Annotated in this window: 18 protein-coding genes, 3 tRNA genes and 1 riboswitch; of the genes, 9 read left to right on the plus strand and 12 right to left on the minus strand. The window is 60.3% G+C overall.

Annotation, left to right across the window (positions count from 1 at the left end):
• The first annotated feature begins 12 nt into the window (after positions 1 to 12).
• From clbP to clbS, 3 genes are read left to right on the plus strand one after another with little or no spacing between them, the layout of a single operon-like run.
• Positions 13 to 1,527 carry a precolibactin peptidase ClbP gene (gene clbP, locus M6G53_RS02440; RefSeq protein WP_253328611.1) on the plus strand — a complete coding sequence of 505 codons (1,515 nt, stop codon included), beginning with the start codon at positions 13 to 15 and terminating at the stop codon, positions 1,525 to 1,527.
• Entirely contained in the window at positions 1,520 to 2,227 is a 708-nt protein-coding gene (gene clbQ / locus M6G53_RS02445) for a colibactin biosynthesis thioesterase ClbQ (protein WP_253328613.1), read from the plus strand. Before clbP ends, clbQ begins: the two co-directional genes overlap by 8 nt.
• 45 nt (positions 2,228 to 2,272) lie before the next feature.
• Positions 2,273 to 2,785, plus strand: coding sequence for a colibactin self-protection protein ClbS (gene clbS / locus M6G53_RS02450; RefSeq protein WP_253328616.1), 513 nt, complete (start codon positions 2,273 to 2,275; stop codon positions 2,783 to 2,785).
• 336 nt (positions 2,786 to 3,121) lie between these two features.
• Here clbS and M6G53_RS02455 read toward each other — a convergent pair.
• Positions 3,122 to 3,197: transfer RNA gene (locus tag M6G53_RS02455), tRNA-Asn, on the minus strand.
• Between the two features lie 337 nt (positions 3,198 to 3,534).
• Between M6G53_RS02455 and nac the strand changes: the two genes are divergently transcribed.
• Positions 3,535 to 4,458, plus strand: a complete 924-nt coding sequence (nac, locus tag M6G53_RS02460; RefSeq protein ID WP_253328618.1) for a nitrogen assimilation transcriptional regulator NAC — start codon at positions 3,535 to 3,537, stop codon at positions 4,456 to 4,458.
• Between the two features lie 36 nt (positions 4,459 to 4,494).
• Here nac and M6G53_RS02465 read toward each other — a convergent pair whose 3' ends face one another.
• The 7 genes from M6G53_RS02465 to tenA all read right to left on the minus strand — a co-directional run bounded on the left by M6G53_RS02465 (position 4,495) and on the right by tenA (position 13,111).
• Positions 4,495 to 5,958 (minus strand): AMP nucleosidase, encoded by a 1,464-nt coding sequence (locus tag M6G53_RS02465; RefSeq protein ID WP_253328626.1) that lies wholly within the window; start codon positions 5,956 to 5,958, stop codon positions 4,495 to 4,497.
• Positions 5,959 to 6,096: 138 nt separating this feature from the next.
• Positions 6,097 to 8,400, minus strand: a complete 2,304-nt coding sequence (gene opgB / locus M6G53_RS02470; protein ID WP_253328628.1) for a phosphatidylglycerol--membrane-oligosaccharide glycerophosphotransferase — start codon at positions 8,398 to 8,400, stop codon at positions 6,097 to 6,099.
• Between the two features lie 262 nt (positions 8,401 to 8,662).
• On the minus strand, positions 8,663 to 9,382 hold the full coding sequence (locus tag M6G53_RS02475) for a hypothetical protein (protein WP_253328630.1): 720 nt from the start codon (positions 9,380 to 9,382) through the stop codon (positions 8,663 to 8,665).
• Positions 9,383 to 9,955: 573 nt separating this feature from the next.
• On the minus strand, positions 9,956 to 10,891 hold the full coding sequence (locus M6G53_RS02480) for an ABC transporter substrate-binding protein (RefSeq protein WP_253328632.1): 936 nt from the start codon (positions 10,889 to 10,891) through the stop codon (positions 9,956 to 9,958).
• A 35-nt stretch (positions 10,892 to 10,926) separates the two neighbouring features.
• Positions 10,927 to 11,694, minus strand: coding sequence for an ABC transporter permease (locus tag M6G53_RS02485; protein WP_253328634.1), 768 nt, complete (start codon positions 11,692 to 11,694; stop codon positions 10,927 to 10,929).
• Positions 11,691 to 12,431 (minus strand): ABC transporter ATP-binding protein, encoded by a 741-nt coding sequence (locus M6G53_RS02490; RefSeq protein ID WP_253328636.1) that lies wholly within the window; start codon positions 12,429 to 12,431, stop codon positions 11,691 to 11,693. Before M6G53_RS02490 ends, M6G53_RS02485 begins: the two co-directional genes overlap by 4 nt.
• Positions 12,428 to 13,111, minus strand: a complete 684-nt coding sequence (gene tenA / locus M6G53_RS02495) for a thiaminase II (RefSeq protein ID WP_253328638.1) — start codon at positions 13,109 to 13,111, stop codon at positions 12,428 to 12,430. The genes M6G53_RS02490 and tenA overlap by 4 nt, the downstream gene beginning before the upstream one ends.
• A 62-nt stretch (positions 13,112 to 13,173) precedes the next feature.
• Positions 13,174 to 13,276: riboswitch (TPP riboswitch) on the minus strand.
• A 150-nt stretch (positions 13,277 to 13,426) separates the two neighbouring features.
• Here tenA and M6G53_RS02500 point away from each other — a divergent pair.
• The 4 genes from M6G53_RS02500 to gap all read left to right on the plus strand — a co-directional run bounded on the left by M6G53_RS02500 (position 13,427) and on the right by gap (position 17,386).
• Positions 13,427 to 14,449: an LLM class flavin-dependent oxidoreductase gene (locus M6G53_RS02500; protein ID WP_253328640.1), complete on the plus strand. Its 1,023-nt coding sequence runs from the start codon at positions 13,427 to 13,429 to the stop codon at positions 14,447 to 14,449.
• A gap of 13 nt (positions 14,450 to 14,462) precedes the next feature.
• Entirely contained in the window at positions 14,463 to 15,197 is a 735-nt protein-coding gene (locus M6G53_RS02505) for an SDR family NAD(P)-dependent oxidoreductase (RefSeq protein WP_253328642.1), read from the plus strand.
• A 126-nt stretch (positions 15,198 to 15,323) separates the two neighbouring features.
• On the plus strand, positions 15,324 to 16,298 hold the full coding sequence (locus M6G53_RS02510) for a GlxA family transcriptional regulator (RefSeq protein WP_253328644.1): 975 nt from the start codon (positions 15,324 to 15,326) through the stop codon (positions 16,296 to 16,298).
• A gap of 77 nt (positions 16,299 to 16,375) precedes the next feature.
• On the plus strand, positions 16,376 to 17,386 hold the full coding sequence (gene gap, locus M6G53_RS02515; protein WP_253328646.1) for a type I glyceraldehyde-3-phosphate dehydrogenase: 1,011 nt from the start codon (positions 16,376 to 16,378) through the stop codon (positions 17,384 to 17,386).
• A gap of 54 nt (positions 17,387 to 17,440) precedes the next feature.
• On the opposite strand, the gene M6G53_RS02520 is transcribed toward gap, so the two are convergent.
• Positions 17,441 to 17,516: transfer RNA gene (locus M6G53_RS02520), tRNA-Asn, on the minus strand.
• 99 nt (positions 17,517 to 17,615) lie between these two features.
• Entirely contained in the window at positions 17,616 to 18,416 is an 801-nt protein-coding gene (gene mtfA, locus M6G53_RS02525) for a DgsA anti-repressor MtfA (protein ID WP_060439574.1), read from the minus strand.
• Between the two features lie 92 nt (positions 18,417 to 18,508).
• Here mtfA and M6G53_RS02530 point away from each other — a divergent pair.
• Positions 18,509 to 18,598: transfer RNA gene (locus tag M6G53_RS02530), tRNA-Ser, on the plus strand.
• 237 nt (positions 18,599 to 18,835) lie between these two features.
• On the opposite strand, the gene M6G53_RS02535 is transcribed toward M6G53_RS02530, so the two are convergent.
• Together M6G53_RS02535 and M6G53_RS02540 are read right to left on the minus strand one after the other, a co-directional pair.
• Positions 18,836 to 21,205: a membrane-bound PQQ-dependent dehydrogenase, glucose/quinate/shikimate family gene (locus tag M6G53_RS02535; RefSeq protein WP_253328648.1), complete on the minus strand. Its 2,370-nt coding sequence runs from the start codon at positions 21,203 to 21,205 to the stop codon at positions 18,836 to 18,838.
• Positions 21,206 to 21,391: 186 nt separating this feature from the next.
• Positions 21,392 to 22,768, minus strand: a complete 1,377-nt coding sequence (locus tag M6G53_RS02540) for an MFS transporter (protein WP_253328650.1) — start codon at positions 22,766 to 22,768, stop codon at positions 21,392 to 21,394.
• Positions 22,769 to 22,969 lie beyond the last annotated feature (201 nt).

The raw sequence follows: 22,969 nt of genomic DNA on the forward strand, positions 1-22,969 counted from the left end.
GGCGTTCACAGGATGACAACGATGGGACACATTAAACGTAAAGTGTTATATCGCCTCGGGTGCTGCGTGCTGCTGTTTATTTCTGCCATGGGCGCGCTGGCGCAAGAACATGATCCCGTCGGTGCGCAAGATGAGCGCCTGGCGGCATTAATTCACCAGCGGATGCTGGAGGCCAAGGTTCCGGCGCTTTCCGTGAGTGTGACCATTGCGGGGGCGCGTGAGCGATTTGTCTACGGTTTTGCCGACGTGGCCGGCAAAAAAGCGAATGCGCTCGACGAGGTGTATGAGCTGGGATCGATGAGTAAGGCGTTCACCGGGCTGGTTTTGCAATCGCTGATGCGGGAGGGCAAACTCCGGCAGGAGGATGACATCGCTACTTATCTTCCTGGTATGCGTTTGAATTATCAGGGAAAACCTATCACCCTGACCGTGGCTGATTTCCTTTATCATACGTCGGGCTTGCCCTTTTCGACACTGGCCAGGTTGGAAACGCCTATGCCGGGGATCGCTGTGGCGCAGCAACTGCGCGACGAGAATTTGCTGTTTGCGCCAGGTACGCAGTTTTACTATGCCTCTGCTAACTATGACGTGTTGGGGGCGGTCATTGAAAAAGTGACGGGAAAAACGTTTGCAGAGGCCATTGCAGAACGCATCACGCTGCCGCTGGGAATGTCCTCCACTGTGGCGGCGAGTGGCGACGTGACCATCGCCAACAAGGCGAACGGCTATAAACTGGGATTCGGCAAACCCGTTCTGTTCTCTGCCCCCCTTGCCCGTAATCATGTTCCTGCCGCCTATATTCATAGCACGCTACCGGATATGGAGATATGGATAGATGCATGGTTGCGGAGAAATGCCGTGCCAGCCACGTTGCGTGACGCGATGGATAACAGCTGGCGGGGTAATAGCGATGTCCCTTTCACCGCAGATAACCGGATATTATATGCCAGCGGCTGGTTTATCGACCAGAATCAAGGCCCTTACATCAGCCACGGAGGGCAGAATCCGAATTTTTCTTCCTGTATTGCATTGCGGCCGGAGCAGCAGATTGGCATTGTTGCGCTGGCAAATATGAATTCGAACCTGATATTGCAACTCTGTGCGGATATCGATAATTATCTGCGCATTAACAAGTACGCTGACGGCACCGGTGATGCGATTGCCGCCGGCGACACCCTCTTTACCTACCTCGCGTTGTTGCTGTGTTTCTTGGTGGCGGCGGCGGTGGTGCGCGTGGCTTACCGTCTTTATCGCGCAACTGCCCGCAGCGCTGGAAAACAGCGGCGCCTACGCTTACGCGTGCGCGACTACGCCATCACCTTGGCGGTGCCCGTGTTCGTGGCCGCCGTGCTCTGTGCCGCACCGGGCGTATTTTCTCCAGGACTCGACTGGCGTTTTATCCTGCTATGGGGGCCATTGAGCGTGTTGGCGCTGCCAATTGGGATTGTTCTGTTGGCTTTCGTCTTGACATTAAATCATCAAATTAAACGAATTTTATTACACAGCAAGGAGCGGGGTGATGAGTAATATCAGTTTGTATTGTTTGCCATATTCAGGCGGATCTGCCGCCATGTACTATAAATGGCGTAGCGTGCTGTCGGACAATATCACCTTGCGGCCTTTAGAGCCTGCGGGGCGGGGTACGAGAATACGCCAGCCGCTATGCTCTACGATGGCGGACGCTGTCGCTGACCTCTATCAGCAATTTGCGAAGCACGATACGGGTGTGGAGTACGCTATTTTCGGACATAGCCTGGGCAGTATTATGGCTTTCGAATTGGTGCATTATATTCTCGAACATGGGCATGATATGCCACGCGCGCTGTTTTTTTCCGGCTGCCGCCCGCCCGATAGGGTCTCTCACGAGACAATACTGCATACCTTGCCCGATCAGGCATTTATGGAAGAGATCGCCAAACTCGGAGGAACGCCGGTTGATGTCTTTCGCAATAAAGAGTTGATGGCGATTTTCACACCCATTATCAAAAATGATTATCGGCTCTATGAACAGTATGCCTTTCAGACCAAAGCACGTACGTTAACCTGCCCGATCGTGCTATTTCACGGCGATGGTGACAGCCTGATCATGCAGGATGAATTACCCGCGTGGAAAAAATTCACCACGCAAGAGACGCGGACTATTATATTTCCTGGTGCCGATCATTTTTTTGTCGATAAACAGTTTAAACAGGTAGTGGATTATGTTAATCAGACCTTGAATCACTAGAAATAGCTGTGTAACCGATTTTTAACTATATAGGGAGTATGGTATATGGCTGTGCCGGAATCAAAAGATGAGTTAATTAAAGCCATTAATAATAACTACTCGTTATTAAATAAGAAACTGGAGTCTATTGCGCCCAAGCTTGCCTTTGAATCTCTGTTGGAGGGGCACGTCAAGGGAACTACGATCAGCGTGGCGAATCTGGTTTCTTATCTGATTGGTTGGGGAGATCTGGTGCTGCACTGGCATGAGCAGGAGGCAAAGGGGGAAACCATCGTTTTTCCTGAAGAGGGGTATAAATGGAATGAGTTAGGGCGTTTGGCACAGAAATTCTACCGCGACTATGGGGACATCACGGAATATGGCGCCTTATTGTTACGGTTAAAGGAAAACAAACAGCAACTCGTGACTTTGATCGAGCAGTTCAGTAACGACGAACTTTACGGTAAGCCTTGGTATAATCAATGGACGCGAGGACGAATGATTCAATTTAATACTGCATCACCCTATAAAAATGCTACCGGAAGAATAAATAAGCTGAAAAAACAATTGGCTATATGATTAGGCTGGGGACTTTGATGGGCCCCGGCTATCTTCAACGGCCAAAAGATGCGTCATGCTTAGAGCGCACCTTATGTGATAGATGATCAAGCCTTATATTTGAATGGACCGAACCCGGCTATCGGGTTCGGTTTTTTCCGCATTAATCATTCCACCGCTGTTGATTCTGGCCGCCTTATGCTGCCGCGGAAAAATTTCGCGTTGGATAAAGAGGTAGGCTGGCCATTCCATTATCGAACTGAAATGACCTCAACTCACAACACCAGTTACGCCGGATGTGGATCGAAAGGCAGCAAAAAGCCCGCTCGGGTTTCCCTGAGCGGGCTTCTCTAAATATGGCTCCTCTGACTGGACTCGAACCAGTGACATACGGATTAACAGTCCGCCGTTCTACCGACTGAACTACAGAGGAATCGTTGGAACGGGGCGAATAATAGCGGGGCGGTTGCGGCTTGTAAAGCGTGAAAACGCCTGATGCGTTCGTTTGCTGCAAGATTGCCCAACCTGCTGCTTTTTCTCGCTTTTGTCGCTTATCCCGCGCGCAGTGCCCCCGGATGGCCCGTTGTTCGGGGCCGTTGCTTGCCTGTGGTGCAACGCCTGCCCTGCGTTGTGGCGCGCGCCGCCCGGCGAACGGCCGTTGACCACCTGATATCCCGTCTCCGTGGCCGTTTACCGACTCTGGCCCGGATCTTGCTGCGGTGCCTGACCGGATTTCGGCATTCTCAATTTAGCGGCTCGCTGGAGGCACTATGAATTTCAGACGTCTGAAGTACTTCGTGAAAATCGTTGATATCGGCAGCCTGACCCAGGCGGCGGAGGTATTGCACATCGCCCAGCCGGCGCTCAGCCAGCAGCTGGCGACGCTGGAAGGGGAGCTGAAACAACAGCTGCTGATCCGCACCAAGCGCGGGGTGCAGCCGACCGAGGCCGGCAATATTCTCTATGCCCACGCGCAGACCATTCTGCGCCAGTGCGAGCAGGCGCAGAGTGCGGTCAACAGCGCCGGGCAGGCGATGAGCGGCCAGGTATCTCTCGGTTTGGCGTCGGGCAGCACCGCGGCGCAGCTGGCGCTGCCGCTGCTGCAAAGCCTGCGCGATCAGCAACCGGGTATCCTGCTCAGCCTGCATGAAAACAGCGGCGCGGCGCTGGCCGGCCAGGTGGCCAATCAGATGCTGGACATGGCGATGGTCTACGGCGCCAAGATGCCCGCCGGGCTGCACGCCATCGCGTTGATGCGCGAAGATCTCTATCTGGTGGCGACGCGCGCGGTGCCGCATCCCGGCAACAGCGTCGAGTTGCTGGACGTGGCGCGGCTGAACCTGTTCCTGCCGCGCGAGGGCGATGCGGTGCGCAATCAGCTGGAAGAAGCGATGGCGCTGCGCAAGCTGGCGATCAACGTGGTGGGGGAGATCGAATCCTCGGGCGCGCTGAGCGCCGCGATCGCCGGCGGGCTGGGGGCGACCGTGCTGCCGGAATCGGTGGCGCGCGCGATGATCGGCCCGGCCAAGGCCTGGATGGCGCGCATCAATGCGCCGACGATGTCGGTGCCGCTGGCGCTGTGCATGTCGGGTCAACAGGCGCTGTCCGCCCCGGCGCTGCTGGTCAAAGACCTGCTGCTGTCGATCGCCGGCGGCCGCAGCCAGGAGAAACGCGCGCTGGCGCTGGTGCGTTGAGGAAAAAACGGCCCGCCGCAGCGGGCCTGAGAACCGTTATCGGAACGGCGGTTCGTTGAAGGTGCGCAGCTTGCGCGAGTGCAGACGATCGCCCTCGGCGCGCAGCAGATCGATGGCGCAGATGCCGATCTGCAGGTGCTCGGAGATCGCCCCTTCGTAGAAGCGGTTGGCCTGGCCCGGCAGTTTTATTTCGCCGTGCAGCGGTTTGTCGGAGACGCACAGCAGCGTGCCGTACGGCACCCGGAAGCGGTAGCCCTGGGCGGCGATGGTGGCGCTCTCCATGTCGACCGCCACCGCGCGGCTGAGGTTGAAGCGCCGCGCCGAAGCGGAATAGCGCAGCTCCCAGTTGCGATCGTCGGTGGTGACCACGGTGCCGGTGCGCAGGCGTTGTTTGACCTCTTCGCCGGGCATGCCGCTGACCATTTTGGTGGCATCGTACAGGGCGCGCTGCACTTCGGCGATGCTCGGGATCGGGATATCCGGCGGCAGCACCGCATCCAGCACGTGATCGTCGCGCAGATAGGCGTGGGCCAGCACATAATCGCCGATCGACTGGCTTTCGCGCAGGCCGCCGCAGTGGCCGATCATCAGCCAGGCGCTCGGGCGCAGCACCGCCAGGTGATCGCAGATGGTTTTGGCGTTGGACGGGCCGACGCCGATGTTGATCAACGTGATGCCCTGGCCGGTGCGCGAAATCAGGTGATAGGCCGGCATCTGGTGGTTTTTCCACGCCAGATCGGACACCGCCTGCTCCGGGGCGCTGGTTTCCGGCGTGATGTAGGTGCCGCCGGCGCTGGAGAGCGCGATGTACGGGCTGGCCGGATCGGCGATCTGGGCGCAGGCCCAGCGCACGAACTCATCCACATAGCGGGTGTAGTTGGTGAACAGCACGAACGGCTGGAAGTGTTCCACCGGGGTGCCGGTGTAGTGCCGCAGCCGCGCCAGCGAGAAATCCGCGCGCAGCGCATCAAAATGCGACAGCGGGAAATGGTTGTCGGTGGTGTGGTACAGGCCGTCGGCGGTTTCGTCACCGATCTGCGCCAGCTCGGTGGTGGGGAAATGCTGCGCGATGCCGGCGCTCATCGAGCGATCGAGCGCCAGGCTGGAGCCGTCGATCACGTAAGGGAACGGGATCTCCTGCTGCGACGGCGCCACTTCGATATGGGCGGCGTAATCGTGCTCCAGCATCGCCAGCTGTTCGGCCAGATAGTGGCGGAACAGCTGCGGCCGGGTCACGGTGGTGCTGTAGCTGCCGGGATGGGTGAAGCGGCCGTAGGCGCGGGTTTTGCTCGGGCCGGATTGCTGCCCGTCCCAGCTGACGCGCAGCTCGGGATACACGAACAGCCCGGCGGCGCGCGCCTGCGCATCCGGCAGCGTGCCGTGGCTGATAAAGTCGCCGACCGCCTGACGCAGCGCGTCTACCGCGGCGTCATACAGGGCTTCCAGTTGATCGAGTGCCTGATCGGCGCTGAGGCCGCTGCGAGGTGGGGCATAGCTCATACTTTCTCCTTGGATGTCCCGGCTCGGTGGCGGGGTTGCGGCGTTTTACCGTCACAGGTTAGCCGAAGAAGGGCGTAAAAGCTTGGTCGAAATGACGGGCGCGGCAAAGAAAATACCGCGCCCGTGGAGGCGTGGGGATCAGGAGGCGGGGTCGGCCGCCTCGACCTTCAGCGACACCAGGCCGATGCCCAGCATCTTCGGCGTGAAGCCGCCGCTGGCGCTCTCTTTCGGCTCGGTGGGGGCCGGCGGGGTAATGCTGATCTTCTGCGCGCCGCGCGGGTTGTCGAAGCGCAGGGTGACGGTGCTGTCCTGTTCGCCGAGCGACACGAAGCGCTCTTCGTCGCCGACGCGCACCGAAATCGGTTCGCCGACGTTATTGCCGTAGGCGCGGGCGCGCAGCACCAGATCGAAGCGCTTCGGCAGCGGATCGACGTAATCGATGTCGACCGCCGGCGCCAGGTTGGCGTCGGACCAGCGGCCCCACTCCTCGACGCCGGAAACGCCGGTGATGGCTTTCACCTGTTCCGGCATGCCGGGCAGCATGAACTCGATGCTGTCTGCCCGGTACTTCATCGCCGCGTCGTCCACCTGCAGGCGAGCGACGGCGTTTTGATAATCGGCGACGCTGTCCGCCGCCGGGGCGGTAAAGCTCACCTTGCCGCGCAAGCGTTCGCCGCTGGCCTGCACGATCTGCGGCGGCGAGGCCAGGGTGCCGGAGGCCACGCAGATGTCGGTGCTCAGCGCCAGCTGCGGCGCCCAGACCCGCCCGATCTCATAGCATTTATCGACCCAGACGAATTTTTCCCCCGCGCCCAGCCCGGCCAGCTGTTTGCGCAGCGGGGTGGAAAGGTAGACATTGAACATCGGTTCGATGCGGTTATCGCCCACCCGCAGAATGAACGGCACCTTGTAGGTGACGCCGGAGAAGCTGAAGCTGCGCCGGCGCGTATCCACGCTGTAGTCGCTGATGCGGTTCGGCAGGCCCCACTGGTTGATCACCGCCGGTTTCCAGCCGTTGATCTTCTCTTCGATGTTCAGGAACACCGTGGACAGCGACGGCGCCGACAGGCTGCTGCGGCCGAGGCCGATGTAGTTGTCGCCGCCCATCACGTCCAGCACCGTGGCGCCGTTGTCCAGCGTGCTGCGCTTCTCGTTGCGCGGTTCCGCCAGCGGCCGGGTGCCGTCGATGATAAAGAACAGGTTGCGGCGCTTCTGTTTGGTCAGGATATCGTAGGCGGTGTTGTTCATCGCCAGATGATCGGAGGACACCACGATCACGGTGTTGCTGAAATAGGGCGAGCGTTTGATCTTGTCGATCAGCGCGGCGATGTGTTGCTGGCTGCAGGCCACCGCGCTCAGCGAGCGGTTTTCTTTATTCTGCCAGGCGTAACTCTTTTTGCTGCAGCCGGCGGAGATAAAGCCGTCCGGGTGATGGGTGTCGACGGTCAGGGTAAACAGCGAGAAGGGTTGGCGCTGCTTGGACAGTTCGACGAACTTGCCGTACACCACGTCCAGCACGCTGTCGTCGTACCAGCCCCAGTCGTTTTTGTAGCTCGGATCGGCGACCTGTTCGCGCAGCTCTTTGAAGCCGTAAACGTGGTCGAAGCCGTGGGATTTCAGGAAGGTGTCTTTACCGGCGAACGCCAGCTCGGCGCCCTGATAGAAATAGTTGCTGTAGCCGGCGGCCTTCAGCACGTCGCCCAGACAGATATTCTCCGGGTAGAAGGTGGAGACCGCGCTGGAGGCGTTGCCGTCGAAGGGCGCGAACAGCGGAATGCCGCACTGCGAGGCGACCATGCCGGCGATGGTGTAACCGGTGCCCGGCAGCTGCTGGGTGTTGCTGAAATCGATGCTGTCGGCGCGCAGGGCGTTCAGCTCGTCGGCCAGGCCGGGAAACAGCTCGGTATCGAAGTAGGTGCGCTCCAGGCTCTCGGCATAGATATACACCAGGTTCGGTCGCTTGCCCTGTACGGTCTTTTTCGGCGCCTTGTAGTAGGTGGTGAAATCGGCGGTATCGCCGACGATCTGGCTCTTGACCAGCAGCGAGATGTCCTGAAACGCCGGGGTGGTGCCGACCGAAAACAGCGCCAGCAGCACGGCGACGACGCTGTAGGCCACGCTGCTGCCTTTGGCCTTGCGGCGCAGCAGGCTGCGGGCCAGCACCGCGAAGATAAGCCCCAACGCCGCCAGCAGGCCGATAAACGGCAGCACGTATTTGCTGATGCCCGCGCCTTTGAGGCTGCTGGTGACGGTGTAAATCACCGCGTCGGTGATGCCGTCGCCGGTGAAGTAGTTGCTGGCGATCAGGATGACGTTCAGCACCAGATAGCTGCCGAGCAGCGTCAGCAAAATGGAGAACCACCAGCGGTTGGCGGCGGCCCGGGTGCGATAAATCAAAATCGACGCTAAGAAAAGCACAAACGACACTACTGCAGAAACCATCCGTCGAACCTTGTCTGGAGGAGGAAAAACGTGACGTCATGAGGGCTTGCGCCGTCAGATAACGCGATATAGCGTGTTGAATGCGGCAGGGGCAATGCGACGGCGCCGCGATATGCGCCGGGAATACCTAGCTTTATGACGATACTGTGACAATGCCCCATTATAGAGGCTTCGCGGGGTAAAAAAAGCAAAAAGCCCGCCAGAGCGTGCTCTGCGGGCTGGCGGCCGTTTTACGAAGGCAAAGGCGGCGCGTGCGGTTCTATTAGACGCGGCGCGGGCCGTCGCCGATCAGGACGCTGAGCACTTCTGCGGCTTCGGCGTTTTTCGCGGCGGGTTTGGCCAACTGGGCCGTTGTCAGCGCCTGGATGCGGCAGGAGTAGGATTCTTTGTCTGTTAAGGTAATAAAGAGTACCCGTTCATATTCTTTATTGACTTCAATGGTTAACCCCATCGGGCAGGTTAACAGCACCAGCCCGGTCGGGCCGGCTTCGACAGAGAAAGTAATATTATATTGGTAAGTGGTTTTCGTGTCTTTTTTCTTCTCCCAGAAGATCCAGGCGCTGTCTTTGGTTTCGTTCAGCCCGACGTAGGCGCCTTCAATGGCTGATTGAAGCTGTTGGGCTGGGGCGGGAGCCAATACGATGCCCAGAACCGTTTTGATCGTCGACAGCACCATTTCGGTCATGACGGAGGTTTTTGCGTCAGACGTTTCTTTTTTAATGTCGGTATAATTAGTGACTGAAAGCTCAGGGTGTTGTTTGACCAGCTCGATGGCTTTCTGCACATCGAATCGTAGCGAGTCGTTTTCGGCGGGAACCAGCGCGCCCTGGAAAAGGGATGCCGTTTTCAATGCCAAAGTTAAAACGGCCGGGTCGGTAATTGAAATGATATTGTCGAAATTATTACCATCGGCAACCAATCGAATAAACAGATTTCTGGTTATTACCGGGCTGCTGATTGACGTTTTCTTTTTATCCAACATGTTAATTTCCTCTCGCATAGGGTTGATGGTTTCACGAAATATTTCGTGAAACAGATGCTGTCTATTTTCAAATTTCAACTTCATAGATTTATTGGCTTTTCAGCATGAGAGCGGGAGATTGCGTTATGAAATAATTATTTTCTCACATAAGCGAGAAAACCGTGCTGCGTATATCACTTCGGGTGTCGAAATAATGGCGTGAAATCTCCTTGCTCGGACAGTAAGTATTAATTGTTGGTGCGAGTTTATTCAACGTTAGCGGGTATTATATTTTGGTATATAAGAACGCGGTTTGTCTGTGGGATATTATTAGTAGATAAAACAATCGTGGTTTTTTAATCAAAATTAATTATTAGTGTGGATGGTTTTTTGCAGGTGATTATTTTAACGGATACCGTTTCGACGATTACGTTTAATCGTCGAATGCTGAGAGAATCATTTTTCGAGGCGGGTATTTTCAGGTGAGCGCATGTGACCGTGAAACGGCGTTTTACGGGCGCCTGGCCCCGTCGCTCGGTTTTAGCGGAGCGATGGGGTCACCGCCGGCGGGCACCGCGCGCCGGCGTGACAATCTCAACGCAATTCGACGGCGTATGCTTCGACCGGCGTGATTTTCTTGATCAGCTTGTTGTCGAACAGGAACTGTTCGTAAGCCTGGTAGCGTGCCCGATCCAGCTTGGCCGGATCGCGGGCGAACAGCGGCAGGCTGGCTTGCCACGCCTGTTTGTTCAGCTCGGTATTCAGCTCCGGGTGCGCCTTGGCGAACGCCAGCCAGGTCTCCTGCGGGTGCGCGTGCAGGTAGTCGCTGCCTTGCTTCAACGCGGCGAGGAACTTGCGGATTTTCGGCTCGTTCACCGCATCGCGGTGGGCGACGATGATCAGCTCGTCGTAGGCCGGCACGCCGTAATCTTCAACGTTGAACACCACCGGCGTCTTGCCCTGCAGCTTCAGCTCCAGCGCTTCGATGTTGCGGTAGCCGCCGATCACCGCATCCACCTGGCCCGCCAGCAGGGCGCTGGTCAGCTGGAAGTTGACGTTGATGAGCTTGATGTCCTGCGGCTTGAGGTGTTCGTGTTCGACCATGGTGGCCAGCGTTGCCTGCTCGATGCCGCTGACCGAGTAACCCACCGTTTTGCCCTTGAGATCCGCCGGTGAGGTGATGTTTTTATCCAGCGCGATCACCGTATTCAGCGGCGTGTCGATCAGCGTGCCGACGCGCATCAGCGGCAGGCCCTGATCGGCGAAGAAATGCAGCTGCGGCTGATAGGTGATGGCGAGGTCGGCCTGTTTGGCGGCCACCAGCCGCGGCGGCAGCGCCGGATCGGACGGCGGCACGATCTTGACGTCCAGCCCTGCGGCCTTGAAGGCGCCGATCTGCTCGGCCACCATAATCGGCGCGTGATCGGGGTTGATGTACCAGTCGAGCACCAGCGTCAGCTTTTCGGCCGCGCCGGCCGGGCCGGTGATGGCGGCGCCGAGCAGCAGCCCGCAAACGGTTTGTTTGATCATGGTCGTTCCTTTATCCCTGGTTATGGTTGCAATCATCAGTCGTTTTCCGGCGCCCAGGCGATCAGGCGCCGCAGCAGCGCATCCACCGCGGCCCACAGCAGCACGGTCATCAGCACCAGAATAAACAGCGCGGCGAAGCAGACCTCGGTCTGCATGCGCGCGTTGGCGTTCAGCATCACGTAGCCCAGCCCTTCGGCCGAGCCAACCCATTCGCCGATGATGGCGCCGATCGGCGCGACGGCGGCGGCCATGCGCAGGCCGGAGCCGAAGGCCGGCAGCGCCGCCATCAGCCGCACGTGCCGCAGCTGCGCCCAGCGCGAAGCGCGCATCGTGCGCGCCAGATCGAGATAGTCGTTGTTGACCCGGCGCAGCCCGTCGAAAAAGGCCGACACTACCGGGAAGAAGATCACCAGCACCGCCATCGCTACCTTGGCGCTCATGCCGAAGCCGAACCACAGCACCAGCAGCGGGGCCAGGGCGAACACCGGTATCGCCTGGCTGGTGAGCACCAGCGGCATCAGCCAGCGTTGCAGGCGCGGCGAGAAGATCATGCACAGCGCCAGCGCCGCGCCGAGCAGCACGCCCAGCGCCAGCCCGCTGACGATCTCCGAAGCGGTGACCAGCGTGTGCCAGGCGAGATAGCCGCGTCCGTCCCACAGCGCCTGCGCCACCGCGCTCGGCGTGGGCAGCAGAAAGGCCGGAATGCCGCTTTGCGCCGCCAGCCACCACAGCAGCAGCAGGCCGACGAACACCGTCAGCCCGCGCCGCAGGCGGGTGAGGCCAGGTTCCTGGTTGAGGTTCATTGTGCCGCCCTCACCAGCTGCTGCAGCAGTTCGGCCTGGCTTTTCAGCAGGTCGGCGTCATCCGGCGCGCGCGGCGGTTGCCCGCTGATGCGGTGGGTATCGTCGAGGCCCAGCGGCCAGGGCGACAGCACCAGCAGCCGGTGGCTCAGGCGGCAGGCCTCCATCGGATCGTGGGTGATCAGCAACACGGTGTTTTGCGCCAGCAGTTCGGCGGCCAGGCTCTGGATCTCGGCGCGGGTAATGGCGTCCAGCGCGGAAAAAGGTTCGTCCATCAGCACGATCGGTTGGCGTTCGTAGAGCGTGCGGGCGATGGCGGCGCGCTGGCGCATGCCGCCGGACAGCGCGGCGGGCAGGCTGCGGCCATGCGCGGCCAGGCCCACGCGCTCCAGCAGGTGCGCCGCCCACGCCCGGTCCGGCGTTTCGCCGCGCAGCCGCGAGCCGAGGGCGACGTTCTCTTCGACGGTCAGCCACGGATAGAGCAGGTCTTTTTGCCCCATGTAGGCGATGCGCCCGGCGATCGGCAGGCCGTCGCTGCCGGTCACCGTGCCCGAGCTGGCCCGTTCCAGGCCGGCGATGATCTTCAGCAGGCTGGTTTTGCCGGCGCCGCTGGCGCCGAGCAGGGCGACGAAGCTGCCGCCGGCGATGTCGAAGCTCAGCCGGTCGAAGACGATTTGCTGACCGAAACGCAGGCTGAGATCCCGCACCTGGATGCCGGGCGGGAGACGCGGGGAGGTCATGAGGCGTTCAGCCCCATCTGCCAAAATGCCGATTCCAGCTGGGTGGCGGTGGTGAAAATCTGCGCCAGCTCGGTGAAGCGGCCTGGTGCGCCGCGCTGGTGGCCGACGGTTTCCAGCAGCTCGATGGCGGCACGCACGCCGGCCAGATAGCCCTCGTCGCCGTAGTTGCGGATCCAGGAGGCATAAGGATTGCCCTCCATCTTGGTGGCGGGGTCGTGCAGCAGCCGCAGGCCGATTTCGGCATAGCCGGCCACGCAGGGCAGCAGGCTGGCCAGCAGATCGAGGGCGTCGCCGGCATGGCCGACATCCAACACGTAACGGGTGTAGTTCATGGTCTCCGCCGCTTCCGGCTGGGCGGCGATCTGCGCTTCGCTCAGCCCCCATTCGGCGCAGTAAGCCACGTGCAGCGGCAGTTCGGCGACGATGCCGTTGAGCGAGGCGGTGGCGGCACGCATCTCCGGCAGAGTGCGCAGCTTGCTGACCAGCAGCGCGTAGGCGCGGGCGAAGTGCAGCAGGAACAGGTAGTCCTGGGTCAGGTAGCGGCGAAAAGCGCGTTCGGGCAAGGTGCCGGCGGCCAGCTGCTGCAGAAACGGGTGATCAACGTAATCTTGCCAGTGGCTGCCGGCATGTTGGCGCAGCCGGCCGTAAAGACCGCTTTCGAACAGGGTGGTGATGGACATGGGACCTCCTTGAGTCAGTGGAGATCCGGGCACGCTGGGGTATGAACAGGCAACGGGTGAGAGCGTTGTTGCCTAACCGTCCCTTCGCTGGCATGACCCAGATCAGGTTCAAAGGGTTCGGCTTGCGCCATCTCAGCCCGTAACAGGACACCCCTCGGAGCTGCTTGTTATACGACATTTGTTTTTTGATTACAATCGCCGGGCGCTGCGGCGGCAATCGGTTCGTTTAGTGCGATCGGGGGCGATTTTGCTGGCGCAGAGCGCGCGATTTTTGTCACTGTAGGCCGATGATTTTGCCTTTGAGGACGATTCCCGATGAAAAAGATTGGTTTTCTCTCGTTTGGCCACTGGTCGCCTTCCGCCCAGTCCGGCACCCGTTCCGCGGCGGATGCACTGCTGCAGTCCATCGATCTGGCGGTCGCCGCCGAAGATCTGGGGGCGGACGGCGCCTATTTTCGCGTGCACCACTTCGCGCGCCAGCTGGGGTCGCCGTTCCCGCTGCTGGCCGCCATCGGCGCCAAAACCCAACGCATCGAAATCGGCACCGGCGTGATCGACATGCGTTATGAAAACCCGCTGTACATGGTGGAAGACGCCGGTGCGGCGGATCTGATCGCCGGCGGGCGGCTGCAGCTCGGCATCAGCCGCGGCTCGCCGGAGCAGGTGATCGACGGCTGGCGCTATTTCGGCCATGCCCCGGCCGACGGCGAGAGCGACGCGGACATGGCCCGCCGCCATACCGAAGTGTTCCTGGAAGCGCTGCGCGGAGAAGGGTTCGCCGAACCCAACCCGCAGCCGATGTTCCCGAATCCACCCGGGCTGCTGCGGCCGGAGCCGTTTTCCGCCGGGCTGCGCGATCGCATCTGGTGGGGCGCGGGTTCGAACGCCACCGCCGTCTGGGCGGCGAAGCTCGGCATGCACCTGCAAAGCTCGACGCTCAAGAACGACGAGACCGGAGAACCCTTCCACATCCAGCAGGCCAAGCAGATCCGCGCCTACCGCGCCGCCTGGCAAGAGGCCGGCCACACGCATGAGCCGCGGGTTTCCGTGAGCCGCAGCATCTTCGCGCTGGTGGATCAGCGGGATCGCAACTACTTCGGCGGCGGCGGCAAGGAGGGCGATCAGCTCGGATATATCGACGCGCAGACCCGGGCGATCTTCGGCCGCAGCTATGCCGCCGAGCCGGACGTGCTGATCGAGCAGCTGGCGCAGGACGAGGCCATCGCCGAAGCGGATACGCTGCTGCTGACCGTGCCTAACCAGCTGGGCGTGGATTACAACGCTCACGTCATCGAATCGATTTTAACCCATGTCGCGCCGGCGCTCGGCTGGCGCTAAACGGAGGAGTGGCATGTCACGCATTTTCATTACCGGCTCGGTTGACGGGCTGGGCCGCGCCGCCGCGCAAACGCTGTTGGACGAAGGGCATCAGGTGATTTTGCATGCGCGTGAGCCCGGCCGTTTGGACGCGGTGCGCGATCTGCTGGATCGCGGTGCGCAGGCGGCGATCGGCGATCTGTCCGATGTGCAGCAGATCCGGCAGCTTGCCGAGCAGGTCAACCACCTCGGCCGCCCGGACGCGGTGATCCACAACGCCGGTATGTTTACCGGGCCGCAGGTGATGCCGGTGAACGTGATTGCGCCCTACCTGCTGACGGCCCTGATCGAACGCCCCAAGCGCATCGTCTACCTGAGCAGCAGCATGCACTTTGACGGCGTGCCGCAACTGAACGGCGTAGACTGGCTCGGCGGCGCAGCGGGTTCCTATTCGGACAGCAAGCTGTTCGTTACCGCGCTGGCCGCCGCCGTGGCGCGCCTGTGGCCTGACGTGATCAGCAGCGCGGTCGATCCCGGCTGGGTGCCGACCAAAATGGGCGGCGCGGATGCGCCCGACGATCTGGCGCTGGGGCATGTGACGCAGGCGTGGTTGGTGACCAGCGATGAGCCGCAGGCCCTGGTGTCCGGCGGCTATTGGCACCATCAGCAGCGCCTCGAACCCCACGCGGCGGTACACGACGAGGCGTTTCAAACGGCGCTGCTGGTGCAGTTGGCGCGCGCCGGCGGGGTGAAGCTGCCGCAGGCTTGAGGGCAGTGCTTGGTTGGCCCGTCGGCGCTTGCCGGCGGGCTTTTTTATGCCCGCAGGGTGAACCGGCGAGGCTTTTCTTATACAGTGGCTGTCTGGCCTGTTTTGTTCGTTCTTCTTATTATCGCCATGCATACATTCCTGATTATCGTCCCTGAAGGGGGCATGCTGTTCGAAGCGGCGGGCATCGCCGATATCCTGATGCAGGCCAATCGCCTGAGCCCTGCCGAAGCGCCGCTGTATCAGATCGCGGTCGCCACCACGCAATCCCATCGGGTGGTACACGGCCTGTCCGGGCTGAGCCTGTTGGCCGATCATCGTCTGGCGGATCTCGATCCGGCCCTGCCGCGCGATACCGTGATTGTTGCCGGTAAAGGGGCGAGCGAAGAAGAGGGCGCCCTGGTGGCGGATTGGCTGCGCCGCGCGGCCCCGCAGGTGCGCCGTATCGCTTCGGTCTGCGGCGGGGCGCTGCTGCTGGCCGAAGCCGGATTGCTGGACGGGCGGCGAGCGACTACCCACTGGCGGCTGGCGGAAACGTTGCAGGCGCGCTTTCCGCGGGTGCAGGTCGAGAACGGCCCGATCTACGTGCAGGACGGGCCGATTTGGACCTCCGGCGGCGTCAGCTCCGGCTTCGACCTGACGTTGGCGCTGGTGGAGGATGACTACGGCTTCGTGCAGGCGCGCGAAGTGGCGCAGGATCTGGTGATGTTTCTGCGTCGCCCCGGTGGGCAGGCGCAGTTCAGCCGCTACCCGCTCAACCAGGCCAAATCGCCGGGCCCGATCCGCGACCTGCAGTCCTGGATCCTGGAAAACCTCGCCGACGATCTCAGCGTCGATCGGTTGGCCGAACGCGTGGCGATGAGCCCGCGCAACTTTACCCGGGTGTTCACCCGCGAGACGGGCATTTCTCCCGCCAAATTCGTCGAAGAAGGGCGGTTGCATACCGCCAGGCAGCGCCTCGAGCAGAGTGCGGAGGGCATCGAACAGATCGCGCTGGCCACCGGCTTCGGCAACGGCCTTAACCTGCGGCGGGTGTTTGAGCGCAAACTGCAGCTGACCCCGAGCGAATACCGCGAACGCTTCCACGCGCGCAATTTGGCGTAAATTGATCGTTAAACGTCATTTACGCCGCCGCGGGGCAGGGCTAGATTTGAGGCAAAGCCCAAAACGAGGAGAGCATCATGGTGAAAGTAGGCATTAACGGCTTCGGCAGGATCGGGCGCAACGTGCTGCGCGCGGCGCTGGGGCGCAGCGATTTTGAAGTGGTGGCGATCAACGATCTGACGGACAGCAAGACGCTGGCGCATCTGCTGAAATACGACACGCTTTCCGGCACGCTGGCGGCCAGGGTGGAAGCCGGCGACAACCAGCTGCTGCTGGACGGCCGGCCGATCCAGGTGTTTTCGCAGCGCGATCCCGCCGAGATCCCCTGGAGCAGCGTGGGCGTGGACGTGGTGATCGAAGCGACGGGCTTCTTTACCGACAAGACCAAGGCGGAAGTGCACATCACGCACGGCGGCGCCAAGCGGGTGATTATCTCGGCGCCGGCCAAGAACGACGACATCACCATCGTCATGGGCGTTAACGACCAGCTCTACGATCCGGCGCTGCATAAAGTGGTCAGCAACGGCAGCTGCACCACCAACGGGCTGGCGCCCGCCGCGCAGGTGCTGCATCAGGCCTTCGGCATCGAATACGGGCTGATGAACACCACCCACGCCTATACCAACAGCCAGGCGCTGCACGATCAGCCGGAAAAGGATCTGCGCGGCGCGCGGGCGGCGGCGGAGTCGATCGTGCCTTACTCCAGCGGCGCGGCCAAGGCGCTCGGCAAGGTGATCCCGGATCTGGACGGCCGCCTGACCGGTTACTCGCTGCGGGTGCCGGTGCCGGTCGTCTCGATCGTCGATCTGACGGTGACGCTGAAACGCCCGGCGACGGTGGAGGAAATCAACGCCGCTTTCCGCGCGGCGGCGGCCTCCGGCCCGCTGAAAGGAATTTTGGGCTACAGCGATGAACCGCTGGTGTCGAGCGACTACCGGGGCGATGCGCGCTCGTCGATTATCGATGGTTTGTCTACGCTGGTCATCGGCGGCAACCTGGTGAAAGTGCTCGCCTGGTATGACAACGAATGGGGCTTCTCCAATCGCTTGGTCGATTTGGCGCTGCTGATGGAAAAACGCGGGCTGTAAACGCCCGATAGCAAAAAGCCCGCTTAAGTTTCCTTAAGCGGGCTTCTCTAAATATGGCTCCTCTGACTGGACTCGAACCAGTGACATACGGATTAACAGTCCGCCGTTCTACCGACTGAACTACAGAGGAATCGTGTGAACGGGGCGCATGATATCCAGCGGCCCCGGGTGTGTCAACGCTAAATTGCCTTGAGTGGTGCGACTGCTCGGTATCTGAGCAATGCGCCCGTCAATCAGCCCATTGCGCGTCGTTTTCTGCCTGGCTGCGCAGCAGGCGCGCCAGCGGATCCTGGCGGTAGAAGCGGCAAAAGTGCTGATACAGCGCCGGGAAGCGCTCGGCCAGCAGCTCGGGGGCGCTGAAGAAATACTCCGACAGCACGGCGAAGCACTCGGCCGCATCGGTGGCGGCGTAAGCATCCATGCTGGCGGCCTCTTCGCCGACCATGTCGATCTCGTCCTGCAGGCTTTCCATCGCGGCGTGCAGATCGTGCTCCCAGGCAGCCACTTCGCGCAGCGGGATCGGCGGCACGCCGGTGGCGACGCCGCCGTTGCGCATATCCAGTTTGTGCACCGCTTCGTGGATCACCAGATTGAAACCGGAGAGATCGAAAGAGTCCTGCACGTCTTGCCAATTGAGCACGATCGGCCCCTGTTCCCAGCTTTGGCCGGACTGCACCACCGGCCCCGAGTGCACCAGGCCAATTTCGTCCTGCCATTCGTCTTCCACCACGAACGGGGTGGGGTAGAGCAGAATTTCATTGAAGCCGTCGAGGCACTCCGCGCCGAGCTCCAGCACCGGCAGGGCGAACAGCAGGGCGATGCGCGCCTGCATTTGTGAAGTGAGCTGCAGCCCCTGCAACGGCACGATGCGCTTTTGCTGCAAAATCTGCCCGGCAACGGCCACCAGCCGCTGCCGCTCCTGCTCATTCAGCGGCGAGAGCAGCGGGATCGCCAACGCGTCCTGCCACTGGGCCTGAGTGTCTGCCTGGGGTTGAGAGGGTTGAGTCGCTTTCCACGGCCATTTAATCATCAGGTTGCTCGTAAAGTCGTCACTTGAACGTTCAGCGGTATGCTAATGCTGTAAAAATGCCGCAAAAGCGGGCATGATAGCAAGCGTTGTCAGGAGAGATGCCGGAGCGGCTGAACGGACCAGTCTCGAAAACTGGAGTAGGGGCAACTCTACCGGGGGTTCAAATCCCCCTCTCTCCGCCATTATTCAATCACTTACGAATAAATCTTTCAACGATCCCCATCACAGTAAAACCACCGTTGTTATCGGCTGTTGTCCCTCATTTCCTTTTCCCGACCCTTTTCCGATGTTATCAAACCGTCTCTTCGTCTTACCGTTTGTCATGTTGCGAACGATAGGGCGGATTTGACGCCGCCCGTTGCTGACAGGATTGACTCACTCACTAAACCCGATGCCCACTTGATATTTCGCGTGCCTGATTACTTGTCCGGTAGCGCATAGGCAATAATGTAGTCGCCGCGCATCGTTGATTGGCGTGCGCCCCCTGCATTAATGACAATGTACTGTTTGCCGGTTTTCGGCGAGAGGTAAGTCATCGGGCCGGATTGGCTCCCTACCGGCAAGCGCGACTTCCAAATCTCTTTACCGTTGGCGGTATCAAAGGCGCGTAAATAGAAATCCTGCGTGCCGGCGAAAAACAGGAGGCCCGACTGCGTCGACAGCGGCGCGCCCAGCGTTGGCATGCCGATAGGGATCGGCATATGCATGCTGATGCCGAGCGGCCCGGTATCCTCGACGGTTCCGACAGGGACCTGCCACACCAATTTGCCGGTAGTCAGGTCAACGGCGGACATCGTGCCGAACGGCGGTTTCTGGCAGGGGATCCCCAGCGGGGAGAGGAACCGTTCTCGCATGGCCCCGAACGGGGTACCCTCCATCGGGACTATCCCCATTTCAATACCGCTGGCGTTGGTCGGAACCTTATCCCTCGGCACCAGATAATGCGCCAACCCCAGACGCATGTCGTTAACGAACATCAGGTTATTGTGCGGATCCACGGAGACGCTGCCCCAGTTCATCCCTCCCAGGGACCCCGGATATTGAAGGGCGCGGTCTTCACCCGGCGGGGTGAAAATGCCTTGATAGCGCATTTCTTTAAACTGAATGCGGCATAGCAGCAGGTCAATCGGCGTAGCGCCCCACATATCCGACTCTTTCAGTTGTTCATTGCCAATCATCGGCATTCCCACCGAGTACGGCTGGGTGGGGGAATAGCGTTCACCCTTGATAACCCCCTTCGGCACAGGGCGTTCCTCAACTTGTGCGACGGGCTCGCCGGTCACGCGGTTGAGCATGAAAATCATGCCTTGCTTGCTGGTTTGCACCAGAACCGGCGTAATACCGCCGTTGCCGTTGGGCAAATCGAACAAGAGTGGCTGTGAGGGCAGATCGAAGTCCCACAAATCGTGGTGGGTCGTCTGATAGTGCCAGCGAACTTTGCCGGTAGCGGCGTCCAGGGCGACAACGGCGGAGCTGTATTTGTCGTCCAGCGCGCTGCGAGCGCCACCGAAAAAATCTGGCGTCGCATTGCCTGTGGGTAAATAGATTAGGTTCAACTGCTTGTCATAGGACATGGCTGACCAGACATTCGGCGTGCTGCGAGTATAGGTTTGCCCCTCCGGCGGCAGGCCGCTCCGTTCAGGATTGCCCGGATCCCATGCCCACACGAGTTTGCCGGAGTGGACATCATAAGCTCGCACAACACCGGGAGGTTCGTCAGTGGAAAAGTTATCCGCTACGCGTCCCCCCACAACGACGACTTCTCCGGCCACCAGCGGCGTGGAGGTTTGTTGATAATAGCCCGGTTTGATTTCGCCCATGCCACTGCCGAGATCGACGGTACCGCGATCGCCAAAGGTATCGCACAATTTCCCCGTGTCGGCATCAAGGGCGATGAGCCGGGCGTCAATCGTGGGCAGGAACAAACGGCGCGAACAGCGCGCGGGTGGGCGACTCGGGGGGGATATCTCTGGTGTGGCGTGATTCTCATGGTAACCCAGGCCCCGGCAGCGCTGCCAATTCGGCGAGGCGGCTTGCGGATCGAAACGCCATTTTTCTTTTCCGCTATCCACATCTAAAGCCAGCACTTTACTGTATGGGGTGCAGACATAAAGCGTGTCGCCGACCTGCAAAGGCGTATTCTGATCTTCCGCACCCGAACCCTTGCTTACGGGAATATCGCCGGTATGGGCAGTCCAGGCCACCTGCAATCGGGCAACGTTCCGTTTGTTTATTTGGTCAAGTGCGGCGAAGCGATCGCCGTAAGGGGTATTTCCCCAGTGCTCCCAATTCTTTTGTTGCTCGCCGGCGGCTACCGGAAACACGGGGATGGCTTTCGTCGCGCTGACCAGCGGTTGGGGTCTGAACATCCACCCAAAGCTGACGCCCAGTCCGATCGCCAGGATTGCCGCTAAACCGCAAGCCGGGCCTGTGTTGGCCGAAGGACCGGGCATCAATGGCCAGGCGATAGCGCAAAGAAACGCTAAAACGCCGAGGGTGAAAAGGCGCGAGAACAGCGGCCAGTAATGCCAGCCGGCATCGGTGAGCGCCCAAAACAGGGAGGCGGCGAAGGCGATCGCGTACAGGATGAGGCCGCTGCGACGGCGGCGGGCAATCAGTATGGCGGCGATAGTCATCGCCAGACCCATCGTCACGAAATAAAACGTTCCGCCGACGAAGGCCAATCGGGCGCCGAGAAGGCAGATTGCCAAGCCGATAATGAACATCAATCCGGCAAGAAACCACAGGAGGTACTTTTTCCCGTCCCGGGTCCTATGCGCTTTTTGCATATGAGCTCCTTAGTGACTGTTCTCTGAGGTGGTTGAGTAAGGGGAATGAGGTGGCGTTTTTCGTCGGATGGTGGTGCGTCTTCCGGCTCAGGCGTCGTGCGCTTGCAGCCGGAAAGCCTCTGTTCCGGAGAAGGGAAGGGAGGACATGCCATCCCTGTCCAATCATCGCTTTTCAAACGGGGGCGTTCAGCGAATATCATTTGAACGCGCGTCAAGGCAGGTCGTATACCTATGCCCTGCCGTTTGTCGAACTTGATGACGTCCTTTGGCGACGATCATCGCCACCGTCAGCAACGCCGGCAGCGCCAGGACGGTGAAAATGGTGCTGAAGCTCCAGCCGAGCGCCAGCATTTCAGCCCCGGCCAGCGCGCTTAATATGGCGCCCAAACGACCGATGCCGTGCATCCAGCTGGAGCCGGTGGCCCGCGCCTCGGTGGGATAAAAACTGGCCGACAGCGCGTTCATGCCGGTGTTGGCTCCCCCGATGCAGAATCCAATAGCCATCGCGCAGCCTCCCATCAAAACGGGGTAGCCCATCGCCGGCCCCATAAGCAGAGTGAACAGCGCCCCCATCCCATAAATGGACGCCAAAGCGCGATGCGGTTCGGATCTGTCCATCAGCCAGCCGGAGAACAGCGAACCCAGCGTGCCGCCGGCCTGAAACAGTGCGGTGATGATCGCCGCTTGCGTGACGTTGAAGCCGCCGTCTTTAATGAGCAGCGGCAGCCAACTGCCCAACGTATAGAACAGAAACAGCGCGGCAAAATACGATCCCCACAGCATTAAACTGCCGAAGCGGTACTGCGTGCTCACTACTAATTTGATGGGAGGTGCGCAGGCCTGGTTTGGCGCGGGCAGTATGACTGTGCTGTATCGAAGATCGAGGTCGGGTGCCAGTTTCGCCAAAATTCGCTGAATTCCGCCGTTTGCTGCCCGTTTCGCCACCAGGAAGCAAACCGATTCGGGTAACGCCACGATCAGCAAGGGAACGAACAGAACCGGCAAAACGCCGCCGAGCAGCAGCACGGCGTGCCAACCAAAACGCGGCATCAGCCAAGAGGCTGCAAACCCGCCGAACGCCGCGCCGAAGGTGAATCCGCAGAAGACGACGGTGATTAAGAAAGCGCGGCGCCTGGCAGGCGCGAATTCCGCGACCAGCGTGCCGACATTCGGCATGGCGGCCCCCAACCCCAGCCCAGTGAGCAGGCGGAATATCATCATCTGCTCCATGTTTTGAGAAAATGCCGTCGCCAGTGTCCAGATGCCAAAAAAGAATACGCTGTTAATGATGACCACTTTGCGGCCGAATCGGTCTGAAAGCGGGCCGGAAAGCATCGCGCCCAACGACAGGCCAATCAATGCCGCGCTGATCACCAGGCCCAGCTCGCGGTTAGTAATCTGCCAGTCCGCTTTCAGCTCGGGAGCAATGAACCCCATGATGGCGATATCGAATCCATCCAGAGCAATGATGCAAAAGCCGAGCAACACGACCCTCTTTTGCCATTTTCCTAAGGGACGACCGTCGATCAGCGCCCGTACATTGATTGCTTTGTTTTCCGCCATGAGGATGCTCCGGTGCAAGAGTTGAGAGCCATCACTATAGGCAGCCGCTGGGGAGACGATAAATGGCGATTATCGAAATAATGTGCGTTTATCGGTCACTTTTGGGGCGGTGTGACGCCAAATGGATGTTAACATTTTGTTGTGAAAAGGGATTGGGATGGGAAATACGGCGTTGGAGGCAGATGAGGAGTGTGAGCAGGA

The sequence above is a fragment of the Serratia nevei genome (genome assembly GCF_024160145.1).
GTDB classification, from domain to species: Bacteria; Pseudomonadota; Gammaproteobacteria; order Enterobacterales; family Enterobacteriaceae; genus Serratia; species Serratia nevei_A.